General features: G+C 53.4%; 13 protein-coding genes. 3 read left to right on the top strand and 10 right to left on the bottom strand.

The window, feature by feature from the left end; all coding sequences use genetic code 11:
- Window positions 1–413 precede the first annotated feature (413 nt).
- Complete coding sequence (thrB, locus tag NQ012_RS12190) at window positions 414–1331, top strand: homoserine kinase (protein ID WP_257067859.1); 918 nt, start codon at window positions 414–416, stop codon at window positions 1329–1331.
- Between the two features lie 62 nt (window positions 1332–1393).
- Here thrB and NQ012_RS12185 read toward each other — a convergent pair whose 3' ends face one another.
- The 9 genes from NQ012_RS12185 to NQ012_RS12145 all read right to left on the bottom strand — a co-directional run bounded on the left by NQ012_RS12185 (window position 1394) and on the right by NQ012_RS12145 (window position 10258).
- Window positions 1394–2932, bottom strand: coding sequence for a DHA2 family efflux MFS transporter permease subunit (locus tag NQ012_RS12185; protein ID WP_257067858.1), 1539 nt, complete (start codon window positions 2930–2932; stop codon window positions 1394–1396).
- A gap of 261 nt (window positions 2933–3193) precedes the next feature.
- Complete coding sequence (locus tag NQ012_RS12180; RefSeq protein ID WP_257067857.1) at window positions 3194–4363, bottom strand: HlyD family secretion protein; 1170 nt, start codon at window positions 4361–4363, stop codon at window positions 3194–3196.
- A gap of 212 nt (window positions 4364–4575) precedes the next feature.
- Window positions 4576–4950: a DUF488 domain-containing protein gene (locus NQ012_RS12175; protein ID WP_257067856.1), complete on the bottom strand. Its 375-nt coding sequence runs from the start codon at window positions 4948–4950 to the stop codon at window positions 4576–4578.
- Between the two features lie 14 nt (window positions 4951–4964).
- Window positions 4965–5696 carry a dethiobiotin synthase gene (gene bioD / locus NQ012_RS12170; RefSeq protein ID WP_257067855.1) on the bottom strand — a complete coding sequence of 244 codons (732 nt, stop codon included), beginning with the start codon at window positions 5694–5696 and terminating at the stop codon, window positions 4965–4967.
- A gap of 259 nt (window positions 5697–5955) precedes the next feature.
- Window positions 5956–7332, bottom strand: coding sequence for an alanine/glycine:cation symporter family protein (locus NQ012_RS12165; protein ID WP_257067854.1), 1377 nt, complete (start codon window positions 7330–7332; stop codon window positions 5956–5958).
- A 169-nt stretch (window positions 7333–7501) separates the two neighbouring features.
- Window positions 7502–7870 (bottom strand): Co2+/Mg2+ efflux protein ApaG, encoded by a 369-nt coding sequence (gene apaG, locus NQ012_RS12160; protein WP_257067853.1) that lies wholly within the window; start codon window positions 7868–7870, stop codon window positions 7502–7504.
- Window positions 7871–7918: 48 nt separating this feature from the next.
- Complete coding sequence (locus NQ012_RS12155; protein WP_257067852.1) at window positions 7919–8407, bottom strand: phosphatidylglycerophosphatase A family protein; 489 nt, start codon at window positions 8405–8407, stop codon at window positions 7919–7921.
- Window positions 8400–9362: a thiamine-phosphate kinase gene (gene thiL / locus NQ012_RS12150; protein WP_257067851.1), complete on the bottom strand. Its 963-nt coding sequence runs from the start codon at window positions 9360–9362 to the stop codon at window positions 8400–8402. The genes NQ012_RS12155 and thiL overlap by 8 nt, the downstream gene beginning before the upstream one ends.
- 155 nt (window positions 9363–9517) lie before the next feature.
- Window positions 9518–10258, bottom strand: coding sequence for an OmpA family protein (locus tag NQ012_RS12145; RefSeq protein WP_257067850.1), 741 nt, complete (start codon window positions 10256–10258; stop codon window positions 9518–9520).
- A 456-nt stretch (window positions 10259–10714) separates the two neighbouring features.
- On the opposite strand from NQ012_RS12145, the gene NQ012_RS12140 reads away from it, so the two are divergent.
- Window positions 10715–11665, top strand: a complete 951-nt coding sequence (locus NQ012_RS12140; protein ID WP_257067849.1) for a CysB family HTH-type transcriptional regulator — start codon at window positions 10715–10717, stop codon at window positions 11663–11665.
- Window positions 11666–11736: 71 nt separating this feature from the next.
- On the opposite strand, the gene fnr is transcribed toward NQ012_RS12140, so the two are convergent.
- Window positions 11737–12471 (bottom strand): fumarate/nitrate reduction transcriptional regulator Fnr, encoded by a 735-nt coding sequence (fnr, locus tag NQ012_RS12135; protein ID WP_085366464.1) that lies wholly within the window; start codon window positions 12469–12471, stop codon window positions 11737–11739.
- 150 nt (window positions 12472–12621) lie between these two features.
- On the opposite strand from fnr, the gene hemN reads away from it, so the two are divergent.
- Window positions 12622–14028 (top strand): oxygen-independent coproporphyrinogen III oxidase, encoded by a 1407-nt coding sequence (hemN, locus tag NQ012_RS12130; protein WP_257067848.1) that lies wholly within the window; start codon window positions 12622–12624, stop codon window positions 14026–14028.
- Window positions 14029–14244 lie beyond the last annotated feature (216 nt).

Raw genomic sequence — 14244 nt, 5'->3', positions numbered from 1 at the left:
TCAATCTGAGCCAGGATCAAACTCTTATGTTCAATCTCTAACTTAATAACTTCTGGTCTGCTTCAAAGAAACCGACAAAGAATAGATATATCTACATCTTGTCTGTTTTTGTCGCAGTGTGAGGCACTAAGGCACTCACACTTATCGGTAATCTGTGTTGTTAAAGAGCGTTTCCTGCTGCCGCAGCAGCGAAGAAGGCGAACTATACACAACCCCTCTCCACGCAGTCAACTCTTGAAACCCTATTTTTTTACACAAAATTGCATATTAATGTTTTATTTGAAAATTTTCTTTACCAACTTGGATGCTGTTTGTTGCTGCTGTTTGGTTACTGCCGTTTCTTTCTTATCTTCGCCTGCCAGATGGCACATTTGTTTGATATGATAGTAAGTTCGCTTTAATAAGGTTCGGCTATGTCTGTTTACACTAGTGTTTCCGATGATGAAATGCGCCAGTTTCTGATTGATTACGATTTGGGTGATTTTATTTCTTTACAAGGCATTGCCCAAGGAATCACCAATAGTAATTATTTCCTAACTACTACGGCCGGGCGTTTTGTGCTGACGGTGTTCGAGGTGCTTAAACAGAAAGAGCTGCCTTTTTTTCTGATGCTCAAACAGCATCTGAGCAAAAACGGGGTGGCCTGCCCTGCGCCGATTGCCCGCAAAGACGGAAGGTTCGACTCGGTATTGGCGGGCAAACCTGCCTGTCTGGTTACTTGTTTGAAAGGTTCGGACACCAGCTGGCCGACTGAAAACCAATGTTTCCATACCGGTGCCATGCTGGCCAAAATGCATTTGGCCGGACAGGATTTCCCTTTAAAAATGAACAATCCGCGTTATACGCAATGGTGGCACGATGCCAGCATCAAATTACGGCCGGTGCTCGACGGTGAGGACGCTGATTTGCTGCAAAATGAAATTCTTTTTCTAGACAACAATAGCGGCGACCACCTGCCCTCCGGCATTATTCATGCAGACCTGTTTAAAGATAATGTATTGCTCGATGGCGACCAAGTTGCGGGATTTATTGATTTTTACTATGCCTGCAACGGTAATTTTATGTATGACTTGGCTATTGCCGTAAACGATTGGGCGCGCACCGCCGACAATAAATTGAATACGGGGTTGGAAACCGCTTTTTTAGCCGGATACGAAAGCGTACGGCCGTTAAGCGAAGCCGAGCGCGGTTATTATCCGATTGCCAAACGCGCGGGCTGCATCCGTTTTTGGGTTTCGCGTTTATTGGACTTCCACTTCCCGCAAGAAGGTGAAATGACGTTTATCAAAGATCCGAATGCGTTTCGGGATTTATTACTCAGTTTCCAATAAGCCGATGTTTTAGATGCTTTAAAGGCCGTCTGAAAATATTTCAGACGGCCTTTAAACTAACATTAATGCCCGCCCCCACCCGGAGAACCGAAGGGTGGCTTGGCAAACCAGATAACTGCAATCATCACGATAAACAGCAGGCTGCCCGCCCAGAAAATCTCGTTCGACCCGATGATAAAGCCTTGCTGGGTAATATTTTTGACGATATTGGCCAAGCCTTCTTCCGGCCGGATGCCTGCCTGCGCCATATTTTGTACGGCCTGTTGGGTTTCCGCCGAATAAGGCGTAACCGCTTCGGAGAGCCTAGCATGGTGCAGAGCCTCCCTGCGTTCCCACATGGTTGTTACCACCGACACGCCCACCCCGCCCATAAACACGCGCAGAAAATTCGACAGGCTGCTGGCGGCGGCAACTTGCGCGCCCTGCATACGCGACAGGGTAACGGCGGTGAGCGGCAGAAAGAACATGGCCACACCCAAGCCCTGCCAAAATTGCGGCCAAACCACGTTGGCCATGTCCATACCGGCATAAAAATTGGTGCGCCAATGAAAGGTGAAGGCAAAAACCAAAAAACTGGCGGTTACCAGCCAGCGCATATCGAGGCGTCCGCCGAATTTGCCGATAACCGGCGACAGAATAATCGGCAAAATGCCCACCGGTGCAGCCACCAAGCCCGCCCAGGTTGCGGTGTAACCCAGATTCGACTGCAACACCAGCGGCAGCAGCACCAGCGAACCCATATACACCATAAAACCCAGCGATGTGGTGATCACGCCCACAGTGAAGTTGCGGTCTTTAAACAGCGACAAATCCACCACGGGATGTTCTTCGCCCAGCTCCCACACCACAAAATAGGTCAGGCATACCACCGCCACCACGGCCAATGTGATGATTTCGCCCGAGGCAAACCAATCCAGCTCTTTGCCGCGGTCGAGCATCATCTGCAAAGCGCCTATGCCCAACACCATCAGCACCAAGCCGGTATAGTCTATCGGCGTTTTCTTGATTTCGGTTTCGCGGTGGCCGAGTTGTTTCCACGTTATCCAGGCTGCGGCGATGCCGACGGGAATATTGATGAAGAAAATCCAACCCCAATGCCAGTTGTCGGAAATCCAGCCGCCCAAAATCGGCCCCAAAACCGGCGCCACCACCACCGTCATCGCCCACAACGCCAGCGCTTGCGTGCGCTTTTCGGGCGGATACGAGGCCATCAGCAGGCTTTGCGACAACGGAATCAGCGGCCCCGCCACCAATCCCTGCAACACCCTGAACAGCACCAGCATCTGTAGATTCGGAGCAAGACCGCACAGCCACGAGGTAATCACAAAGCCGATAACCGCGCCCAAAAACACCTTCACTTCGCCGAAACGGCGCGCCACGAATCCGGTTAACGGCACCGAAACGGCATTGGCCACTGCAAACGCGGTAATCACCCAAGTGCCCTGCGTGGCGGCCGCGCCCAAATCGCCGGCAATCACCGGCACCACCACGTTGGCAATGGTGGTATCCAGCACTTCCATAAACACGGCGAGGCTCAGTGCCAGCGTAACCAGCACCAGGCTGGCGCCTTTTAAAGGCGGGTAGGTTTTTGCTTGGTTCATAAGTTTCGATCCGCCCGCTGCCTAGGGAGTGTAGTCAGAAAACGTTGCGGCGGTATTTTTGGTTAAAATCCGCTTCGCAAGCCTTCTGACTACACTCCCTAAACGGCGGTTATGTTTTTCAGACGGCCTCAAACCACATGGGCGGGCATTATGAAAAACCGGCTTTTTATTAAGTTTCGGCCGATTTTATAAAAGCACCGGCCTTGAAGATATTGAGGCCGTCTGAAAAAAGGGTTTCAGACGGCCTGTTCGTTGCGCCCGTTATTTGGCGTATTTCTCAAAAATCTGTTCGATCAAAGCATCGGCCGCCGCCCAATCCACGATATCGGTTTCGGCCACCACCGCGCTTCTGTCGCCCGCTTCGGCCATGGTTTTGCCGTCGGTGTCGGACGTATCCACTTTAACCGACATCGACAAACCCACGCGCAAAGGGTATGCGCGCACCTGCTGCGGGTCCAAACTGATGCGCACCGGCACGCGCTGTACCACTTTGATCCAGTTGCCGGTGGCGTTTTGCGGCGGAAGCAATGAAAACGCGCTGCCGGTGCCTGCCGACAAACCCATTACCTTGCCGCGGTAAACCACGCGGCTGCCGTATAAATCGGCGGTCATTTCCACCGGCTGGCCGATGCGCATTTTGCGCAGCTGTACTTCTTTAAAATTCGCGTCCACCCATAGATTGTGCATCGGCACCACCGCCATCATCTGCGCGCCGGGCGCAATGCGCTGGCCCACCTGCACATTGCGCTTGGCCACCTGCCCTGCCATCGGCGCGCGGATTTGCGTGCGCTGCAAATTCAGCCAGGCATCTTTGATACGGCTGACGGCCGTCTGAACGGCAGGCTGCTGGCGCAAGGGGATATTCTTGCCCAACGCGGCCTGTGCCGACGTTTCTTCGGCTTCCACCGCTTTCAACGCGGCCTGCGCCTGCACCACGGCGGCGCGGGCGTGGCTCAATTCTTCGCCCGAAACCGCATCGGTGCCCGCCAAACTTTCACGGCGGCGCAAATCGGCCTGCGCCTTGGCCAAATCGGCTTTACGCATCAACACCTGCGCTTTGGCCTGCGAAGAAACGGCGGTTTGCTGTTTGTTTTGGCGTATGGCCTGAATCAGCTCGTTTTGGGCGCGGTCGTAGGCAAGTTGGAAATCGCTGTCGTCGAGCGACACCAGCACGTCGCCTCTTTTCACGATGTCGGTATCGTCCACCAACACTTTGCGCACGGTGCCCGCCACCTGCGGCGTAATCTGCACCAAATGGCCGGCCACATAAGCATCGTCGGTTTCTTCTTCGTGCTGCCAAACCAAAAAATAAACCATGGCGGTTGCCAGCGCCACCACAATAAAAAACAGCGTAACCAACGTCAGATTACGCTTACGGCGCGACAATTTACGCTTGTTGGGCGCGCCGCCGGTGTTTTGCGGAGTGTTCATCTATACCCGTATCCGGTTCCGCTCCGATGCCGCCGAATATTCCCCACACGGCCAAAGGCCGTCTGAAACATATGCATCGGAACTTGTATCATATTGAAGTTATTGATTTTTCAGGAATTCAACCGCTAAAAAACATCCTGAAAAAATCGTTGGTATTTTATCGCCTCTGCCATTATTCAGGCAAGTTATAGTATGCAGGCGCACCGCATCTTTTACGAGCGCACAAACGGTGCGCCCAAAACGTCCAGCAACACCGAAACATGCGAACGTTCGGGATTCTTCACCGCCGTTAAGAGCACCACGCCGCCCGTTTGTGCCCATGCTTTCAGACGGCCAATCTCCTGCTGCTGCACGGCACCCTGCAATTCTTCCAAATAACGGGCGGCAAATGCGTCGAACCGTTGTTGGGGGTTTTCGTGATACCAGCGGCGCAGTTCTGCGCTGGGCGCCAACGTTTTCAGCCACTGCACGCCGGCCATTTTTTCTTTGGGCACGCCGCGCGGGTAGAGGCGGTCAACCAGCACCGCCGTTTGCGCACCCGCCGCTGCGGCTTGGTAATCGTAAATACGTTGTACGGTTATGTTCATTTTCAGACGGCCTTTCACCTTGCAAACCCGTTTGATCCATCCACCGCATATCGTTCCGGCGCACATGCCGGTGCCGACAGCAAGGCCGATATGTCCACATAAGCAGCGGCCTCTGCCGCATCTGCCTGCGGCAGAAACGGCATCACACCAAGCAGCGGCGCGGGAATGCGCGCCTGCAAAGCGGCCAAATAGTCTGCAAAACGGTGGGGTTGTGCGCTCAAACAGTTGGCCACCCACCCCGCCAGCGGCAAGCCTGCCTGCCGCACGGCCTGTACGGTCAGCAGGGCGTGATTGATGCAGCCGAGTTTCAGCCCCACCACCAATATCACGGCCAGCCGTTCTGCCGCGGCCCAGTCGGCAAAATCGGTTTGTCCGCACAAAGGCGTCAGCCAGCCGCCCGCGCCTTCCACCAACACGAAATCGCCGTACTGTTTGATTGCGGCCAACCCACGGCCCAACGCTGCCGTTTCAATAGGCATGCCGGTATCGGCGGCGGCCAGATGCGGTGCGGTGGCTTCGGCAAAGGTGTAAATATTGTGCAAGTCATAAGGCAGGTGCACGGCGGAAGCAGCCTGCAAAGCGGCCACATCGCCATTGATGCCGGAGCCGTCCGCCCCCGAAGCCACGGGCTTGAAACCGACGCTGCGCCGCCCCGCCCGCGCCGCGGCTTGCAGCATCGCGGCGGTGCAGAATGTTTTGCCTGCTTCGGTGTCGGTGCCGGTAACAAAATAAACTTGCTGCTGCATGGTTTCAGACGGCCTTTGCTTGATTGCGGGAGGTGATTATAGTCAAACTACCTGCTTAGTAACAGTTCCAGGATTCTCGGATCAAGCCCGAGTATGACGTGCGTACTTTTTCTTAAATTGATTTGCTATATGCTATATATGGCAAATCCGCTTAAAGGCGGGACACAAGTTGCGGGTAATCCGGCAACCCGTTTTCGGTTTGATAAAAATAAAAAACGGCCCGAATCAATGTCGGGCCGTCTGAAAAATATTCTGCGGTTTAAGGCAATTCGCCGCTCTTGCGCTTGGCTTTGAAATCTTTGGTTTCTTTCACAATCACGCCGGAAAGCAGAACCAAAGCGATCAAGTTGGGAATGGCCATCAAACCGTTGAAGGTGTCGGCAGCCAGCCATACTAAATCCAAGCTGACCACGGTGCCGATCATCACAGAGGCAACATAAACCACACGGTAAATATTGGCAAAACCGTCGCCGAACACATAAGCCGCGCATTTTTCACCGTAGTAGCACCAACCCAAAATGGTTGAGTAGGCAAAGAATATCAGGCCGATGGTTACTACCCAGCCGCCGGGGCCGGGCAACAGGCGGTCGAAAGTGGAAGTGGTGAGCGCCGCACCGGTGATTTCGGGCTTCACAAATTCGCCGCCCGCGCCGAGCAAACCCATCACCAACACGATGCCGGTAATCGAACACACGATGATGGTGTCGAGGAAAGTACCTGTCATCGACACCAGCGCCTGACGTACGGGGTGGTCGGTTTTAGCCGCAGCCGCCGCAATCGGCGCAGAACCCATACCCGCCTCATTGGAAAACACGCCGCGCGCCACGCCGTAGCGGATAACGCTCCCGATTGCGCCGCCGGCAACCGCCTGACCGGTAAAGGCATCGGTGAGAATCAGCTTCAAAGCAGGCACCACCAAATCAAGGTTGGCCAAAATAATCACCAAACCGCCCACCACATAAAACACGGCCATCAGCGGCACAATCAGCGAAGAGGCTTTGGCGATGCTGCGGATACCGCCCAACACCACGATGGCCGTTAACACGGTTAATGCCACGCCGGTGTAAACGGTGTCGATATTGAAGCTGGCATGAACGGCCTGCGCCACAGAGTTAGACTGCACCGAGCTGCCGATGCCAAACGAAGCTATCGTGCCAAAGAGGGCAAACGCATAGGCCAGCCATTTCCAATTGCTGCCCAAGCCGCGCTCGATGTAATACATCGGACCGCCCGACATTTCGCCTTTTTTGTTGAGCACGCGGTATTTCACCGCCAACACGCCCTCGCCGTATTTGGTGGCCATGCCGAAAATGGCGGTAATCCACATCCAAAACACCGCCCCGGGGCCGCCCGCCACCACGGCGGTGGCTACGCCGGCGATATTGCCCGTGCCGATGGTGGCCGAAAGTGCGGTCATCAAGGCGCCGAAATGCGAAATATCGCCGTCGTGGTCGCTGCCGTCGCCTTTTTTGTGGTGCGGCATAAAAGCCTGTTTGAGCGCATAGCCCAACATACTGAATTGCAGGCCCTTGAGCAGCACAGTGAGCAGCACGCCGGTACCGACGAGGAACACCAGCATCACCGGCCCCCAAACCCAGCCGCCTACGGTATCGAAAAAATTATGCAAGGCTTCCATGTTAACTCCTGATTGTTGACATTTTGTTCTGATATTCGGCATTTCAGCACAAGGCGTAAAGAATTGCAAGCAGGGGTTAAACCGCTTCAACGCCCCATTTACACCGAGGCCGTCTGAAAATATTCAGACGGCCTCAAATGCAAACAAACGGTATCAGGCAGGCAAACGGTTAATGCACCACCACGTCCGCCCTTAAATCAAACTTGGGAATCGGCACCGAAAACCGTTCGCCGTAACTGTCTTCAAACTCATAACTGCCTTCCATGCAGCCCCACGGCGTGTTGAGATGCGCACCGCTGCTGTAATAATAATCTTCGCCGGGATACAGCACGGGCTGCTCGCCCACCACGCCCACGCCCGACACTTTTTCCACTTCGCCGTGCGCATCGGTAATCCGCCAATGGCGGTTGCGCAGGGTAATCACTTCATCGCTGTTGTTGCGGATGATAATGTCGTAGCTGAACACATATTTATCTTTGGCGATATTGCTTTGTTCCGCCGAAAAACTCGGCTCTACGATAATTTCGATTTCGTTCATAATGCAACTTTCCGTATGGTTACGTTCAGATGGCCCATATTTTTTGTGTTACCGCACCCATTCGGCAATATGCAGCACCACCAATGTAAAACCGGCGGCAACCGCATCGTCGAGCATAATGCCCAAGCCGCCGTGCACGCACTTATCCAGCCACTTTATCGGCCAGGGCTTGAGTGCATCAAACAAACGGAACACGGCAAACGCAGCCAACCACCACGCCCAATGAAACGGCACGAATGCAAGCACCAGCAGCATGGCAACGATTTCATCCCACACAATGCCGCCGTAATCCTGAATACCGAGTTCGCGCTCGGTAAGGCTGCAAATCCATATGCCCCACACAAAAAGGATAACGCACAACGCCGCCAGCCACCAGCCCGTGATGCCGATTAAATACAAAACAAACGCTATCGGCAGCGCGGGCAGCGTGCCGAACGTGCCCGGAGCCACCGGAGCCAAACCGCTGCCGAAACCGAAACCGAGCAAACACAACGGCCGCGATTTCAGCCATGAAAAAGTAGGTTTGAAATCACTCAAAATGATCGAATCCCAAAGAAGCCAACACAACCGGCCTGCCGGCAGCGTCTGAAATATTCAGACGGCCGCAACCTTCCGTTATTCTGCCGATACGCGTTACCGGCGTACCGCTTGCCCTGCCCGCTTCAAGCACGGCAGCGCGGCACGATTGGGGCGCGGTAAACACCAGCTCATAATCGTCCCCTCCCGCCAACACGCAGCCGTATAAAGCCGTTTTATCCAAGTTATTGCACAACTGCGGCAAGGTAGGCACTTCTTCGGCAAAAATCTCTGCGCCCACACCCGAGGCTTGCAAAATATGCCCCAAATCCTGCGCTAGGCCGTCTGAAATATCTTGCGCCGCACGGGCAAACGGCAGCAGAGCCTGCCCCAAAGCCACTCTCGGCTCCGGTCTCAGCCTCACCTGCTCGCATAAATCAAAAACCGAGTCGGGCAAAACAAACGTTTGCCAATGATGGTGCAATGCAGCAGCGGCCAGGCCCAACCGCCCCGACACCCACACATCGTCGCCTATTTGTGCGGCATCCCGCCGCAACGCCCTACCCTGCGGCAGCTCGCCGACAATTGTAACATTAAATGCCAAATCACCCTTGGTGGTATCGCCGCCGATCAGCGTTACACCGAAACGCTGTGCCAGCGCAAACAAACTGTCGCAGAATTCGGCCAACCAGCTCTCCTGCAATTGCGGCAGCCCGGCACTCAACAACGCCCAGCGCGGAGCCGCGCCCATCGCCGCCATATCCGAAATATTCACCGCCAGCACTTTATGCGCCAAATCTGCGGGCGCAACATTCTCGAAGAAATGCCTGTTTTTCAGCAACATATCACTACTGAAACATAAATCACACCCTGCACGCGGGCGGACAATGGCCGCATCGTCGCCTATACCGATCAATACGTCTGCATCGGTTTGCGCACGGTATAAATAGCGGCGGATAAAATCAAATTCTTTCATAAGATCAGGCCGTCTGAAAAACAGGTTGTTTTGTGGAAATCACAGCCGTTAATGCCAGCTTGATTAATGATTATAAACCGTTTCCAAACAGTTATACCCTACCTCTCAAAACAAAACCCCGCCGAAGCGGGGTTTGCTCTCCAACCTTAAGTTGATTAAGGACGGGTGTGACCGTGGTATTTAGAAGCGGGGCCGGGAATCCAACCTTCTTCAGTAGCAGGACGCTCGCCTTCAACTTGGCCGGGAGCAACCTGTTTGGTTACCAAAGTGCGGATCTTAACATCTACACGGCGGTCGGGTTCGATACAAGCGATCAGAGCAGCGCGTTTCTTAGCTTTAGAAACTTTTTTGCCCAAGTTGGCAACTTCAGCTTCGCAAGAAGCGGTCATGCGCGCTTGAGATTCGCCCAAACCAACGGCAGAAATCTTGTTGGAAGCAACGCCTTGGCCAACCAGGTAGTTGGCAACAACATTAGCGCGACGCTCAGACAGGGCTTGGTTGTATTGCTCGGAACCCATGAAGTCGGTGTGGCCTTCAACGCGAACGGCTTCAACATTGGTGTTGCTCAAACGTTGTGCCAAAGCGTTCAGGGTTTCGGTGGCTTCGGGGCGCAGGTTGTCTTTATCGAAACCGAACAGAGTGTTGGCAGACAGAGAAACGGTTTCATCGGCGTATTGGGGAGCGGTAGCTACGGGAGTAGCGTCGCCACACTCGATACGGCCTTGGGTTTCTTTATCGAAATAGGCATTTTTCCAGCACTCGCCGTAGTTGTTGCGTACTACGGTTTGTTCGCGGTCAACGGTGTAACCGTGTTTGGTATGCGCCTCGCTGGCCATTGCGGTACCTGAAGCAACCAAGGCAACAAACAAGGCGCTTAATTTCAGCTGTTTGGTCATTTTATTCCCTCATCAAAGATTGTTATACAACGGGCGCAGAGCGTAACCGCTGCAAATCACCAATATACAGGCCACTGTCGTAAACGGCGGCAAATCGGATATATCAGTTTGCACTATAAAGAAACGGAGGGCAAACTGTCAATACACAACTGCCCGTGCACAACGGCAAAGACCCGCTTCCTGTTTCTGAATCATGCCGAAAAATCAAGCCCGTGTCATGTATTAGCAAGCAAATCAACATTTGCGGGGCAATCCCGTTGCACGAAAGCAACAGTTAACGCCGCCCGCCAGCCATGACCAGTTAATATCAATAACAGATTGTTTATTAAAAAACAAAAGCTTTAACCCTTTCACCGAGACAATCGGGCAGATTTTGCCAAAGTGTGCTACATTCCCAAGCGTTTGTCGTACAGAATCCACAAAACCCATAAACTCCCGCCGCTTGGTTTTTTTAAGATGAAATTACAGCAATTGCGTTACGCGCTCGAAGTTTACCGCCACAATCTGAACGTATCTGAAGCCGCCGAAGCCCTGTTTACTTCCCAACCGGGCATTTCCAAACAAATCAGGCTGCTGGAAGAAGAGTTGGGGATACAGATATTTATCCGCAGCGGCAAACGCGTAGTCTCGGTTTCGCAACCGGGCAAGGCGGTTCTTGAGTTGGCCGAAAGGATTTTGCGCGATGTGCAGAATATTAAGAATATCGGCAGCGAATTTACCGAACACGACAGCGGCTCGTTAACCATCGCCACCACCCACACGCAGGCGCGTTATGCGCTGCCGGCCATTGTGGCAGAATTTGTGCAGCGCTACCCCAAAGTGCGTTTGAGCATCAAGCAGGGCAGCCCCGATGTGCTGGCGCAAATGGTGGTTAACGGCGAAGCCGACTTCGCCATTGCCACCGAAGCGTTGGAGGAAAACGGCGAGTTGCGCAAACTGCCCTGCGAAGCGTGGACGCATGCAGTAATCGTACCGGACGACCATCCGCTTTTAGACTGCCGCCATCCGTTGGCAATCGAAGATTTGGCGGCTTTTCCGCTGGTAACTTATGAATTCGCCCTTAACTATAACAATAATATCGCCCGTGCGTTTCAGAAAGCCCGTTTGGATTTGCCTACCGTGGCGTTGTCATCGGCCGACACCGATGTGTTGAAAACCTATGTAAGGCTGGGTTTGGGCGTGGGCTTGATGGCGAAAATGGCTTACGATGTCAAAACCGACGGCGATCTGCACCTGATCGATGCCTCGCATTTGTTCGAGCCTTCCCACACCTACATCGCGCTGCGGCCGGACACTTATCTGCGCGGCTATACTTATGATTTTATTAATCTGTTTGCCCCCAAACTCACCCGCACGCAGATTGACAAAATGTTATACGAACCGATTGAGGAAGATTTTTCCATCTAAAAATCCTAAACGGAAAATATTAAAGGCCGTCTGAAAAATATTTTTCAGACGGCCTTTTGGGTTTCAAATAATTATACGGCGTGTTCGCAGCCGGAAACCATTTTCTTCAAAGCCTGCGGCTCTAAAATTTTGATGTGTTTGTGTTCGACCAAAATCAGCCCTTCGTGATGGAATTTCGACAAGGTTCGGCTGACGGTTTCCAGTTTCAACCCCAGATAGCTGCCGATTTCTTCGCGCGACATCCGCAAAATAAAATCATTGGCGGCAAAACCGCGGGCATACAGGCGGTTGGACAAGTTGAGCAGAAAAGCCGCCAGCCGCTCTTCGGCGCGCATATTGCCCAACAGCAGCATCACGCCTTGGTCGCGCACGATTTCGCGGCTCATCAGGCGGAAAAAGTGGGTTTGCAGGCTGGGAATATTCTTTCCCAGTTCTTCCATATGTGAAAACGGCAGCTCGCACACTTCGCTGTCTTCCAAGGCCACGGCATCGCAACTGTGGGTGTGCGTGCAGATGCCGTCCATGCCGATCAGTTCGCCCGACATGAAAAAGCCGGTTACTTGGTCGCGCCCGTCCTGGCTGGCGATGGTGGTTTTGAAGAAACCCGTGCGGATGGCAAACAGCGAGGTAAACGGCTCGCCTGCGCGGAAGAGATATTCGCCTTTTTTCAAGCGCCGGCTTTGGCGGATAACGGCATCCAACTGGGCGAACTCGGTCGGCATCAGCCCCACGGGCAGGCACAGTTCGCGTAAGGAACACGTTGAACACAGCGTTTTCATCTGATGTTGGGCAGTGTGTGCGGGCATGGCAGGCACCTTTTCTTCTAGGCAACTTAATATAGTTAAGCCGCGACTTAAGGACTATTGACTCCAGTCAAGGCTTGTTTATGATAGTGCAGGTATTCTATCAAACTACCTTTGGTTTGCCTATCCATTCCGAATCAAGAAAATTATTTAATGAAAATCATAAAGATACACAACAACACTGAGCCTGAATTCGACCGCGGGCTGATTGCTTCGCTACCTTCCAGCGGCCCCCGCTACACTTCTTACCCGACTGCCGACCGCTTCCACAACGGCTTTGGCGAAACCGACTATATCGAATCGCTCCATATGCGCCATGCAGGGGCGCTAAACAAACCCTTGTCGCTTTATATCCATATTCCTTTCTGCAATACCATCTGCTATTACTGCGGCTGCAACAAAATCATCACGAAAGACAAAACCCGCGCCGATGCCTACCTCGAATACCTCGAAAAAGAAATGGCGCTGCTCGCCCCGCATCTGGACGGCCGCCATCAGTTGGCACAGCTGCATTTCGGCGGCGGCACACCCACGTTTTTGAGCGACGGGCAGCTTGAGCGTGTTTTTGCAATGATACGGCGCTATTTCGATTTGGTTCCCGGCGGCGAATACTCGATAGAAATCGACCCGCGCAAAGTCAGCCGCGAAACCGTGCTGCATTTGGGCAGGCTGGGTTTTAACCGCATGAGCGTGGGCATTCAGGACTTCGACCCGAAAGTGCAGGAAGCGGTCAACCGCGTGCAAACCGTTGAAGAAACGCGCGAAGTGATTGAGGCTGCGCGCGAAGCGGGCTTCAAATCGGTGAGTGTGGATCTGATTTACGGCCTGCCGCACCAATCGCTCGAAAGCATCAAACCCACCCTCGAAACCGTGCTTTCTCTCGACCCCGACCGCCTGGCGCTTTACCACTACGCCCATCTGCCGCATATTTTCAAACCGCAGCGCCGCATCGACACCGCCGCCGTTCCCGGCAGCGAAGAAAAACTCGATATTCTGCAATACGCCGTGCAAACGCTCACCGCCCGCGGCTATGTGTTTATCGGCATGGATCATTTCGCCAAACCCGACGACGAACTCTCGCTGGCGTTGAAAGAAGGCTGGCTGCAACGCAATTTCCAAGGCTATTCCACTTATGCCGACTGCGATCTGATTGCCTTGGGCGTATCGTCTATCGGTAAAATCGCCAATGTCTATGTGCAGAACGAGCGCGACATCGATGCTTACTACGCCGCCATCGACGCCGGCCGCCTGCCCGTGATGCGGGGCTACCGCCTCAATCAGGACGACTTGCTGCGGCGCAACATCATTCAAGATCTGATGTGCCGTTTCGCATTGGATTTCCGGGTGTATGAAAGCGTGTTCGGCATCCCGTTCGCACACTATTTCCAAACCGAGCTGGCGGATTTGCGGCAACTGGCCGGCCTCGGCCTGCTGGTGCTCAAACCGCACGGCTTGCAGGTTACGCCGAAGGGGCGGTTTTTAATCCGCAATATCGCCATGGTGTTCGACTACCATCTGCGCCACAAAGAAACCACAGCCCAATATTCCAAAACGGTTTAGGGTATATCGCCATGAGGCCGTCTGAAAAACCGAACTATCCTCCCAAAAGATAAAGCAGTTTTTTCAGACGGCCTGATACCTTTGCAAAATTCAAATTACTACCTGAAAACCTGATTCCCGTCATTAGCCTCGCAACGCCTCCCTATCCCGCGCCGTTATTTGTTACACTTAAACCCGTTTGACTTTTCATTTCCCGCCCCATGCTGACCTACACCC

Origin of the sequence: Neisseria dentiae, assembly GCF_024580525.1 — a bacterium.
Taxonomy (GTDB): Bacteria; Pseudomonadota; Gammaproteobacteria; order Burkholderiales; family Neisseriaceae; genus Neisseria; species Neisseria dentiae_A.
This window is presented reverse-complemented; position numbering and strand designations above follow the sequence as displayed.

Bases quoted from the DNA above. Each gene is read 5' to 3' on its own strand.
- thrB (WP_257067859.1), top strand. From the start codon at position 414: ATGTCTGTTTACACTAGTGTTTCCGATGATGAAATGCGCCAGTTTCTG.
- NQ012_RS12185 (WP_257067858.1), bottom strand. From the start codon at position 2,932: ATGAACCAAGCAAAAACCTACCCGCCTTTAAAAGGCGCCAGCCTGGTG.
- NQ012_RS12180 (WP_257067857.1), bottom strand. From the start codon at position 4,363: ATGAACACTCCGCAAAACACCGGCGGCGCGCCCAACAAGCGTAAATTG.
- NQ012_RS12175 (WP_257067856.1), bottom strand. From the start codon at position 4,950: ATGAACATAACCGTACAACGTATTTACGATTACCAAGCCGCAGCGGCG.
- bioD (WP_257067855.1), bottom strand. From the start codon at position 5,696: ATGCAGCAGCAAGTTTATTTTGTTACCGGCACCGACACCGAAGCAGGC.
- NQ012_RS12165 (WP_257067854.1), bottom strand. From the start codon at position 7,332: ATGGAAGCCTTGCATAATTTTTTCGATACCGTAGGCGGCTGGGTTTGG.
- apaG (WP_257067853.1), bottom strand. From the start codon at position 7,870: ATGAACGAAATCGAAATTATCGTAGAGCCGAGTTTTTCGGCGGAACAA.
- thiL (WP_257067851.1), bottom strand. From the start codon at position 9,362: ATGAAAGAATTTGATTTTATCCGCCGCTATTTATACCGTGCGCAAACC.
- NQ012_RS12145 (WP_257067850.1), bottom strand. From the start codon at position 10,258: ATGACCAAACAGCTGAAATTAAGCGCCTTGTTTGTTGCCTTGGTTGCT.
- NQ012_RS12140 (WP_257067849.1), top strand. From the start codon at position 10,715: ATGAAATTACAGCAATTGCGTTACGCGCTCGAAGTTTACCGCCACAAT.
- fnr (WP_085366464.1), bottom strand. From the start codon at position 12,471: ATGCCCGCACACACTGCCCAACATCAGATGAAAACGCTGTGTTCAACG.
- hemN (WP_257067848.1), top strand. From the start codon at position 12,622: ATGAAAATCATAAAGATACACAACAACACTGAGCCTGAATTCGACCGC.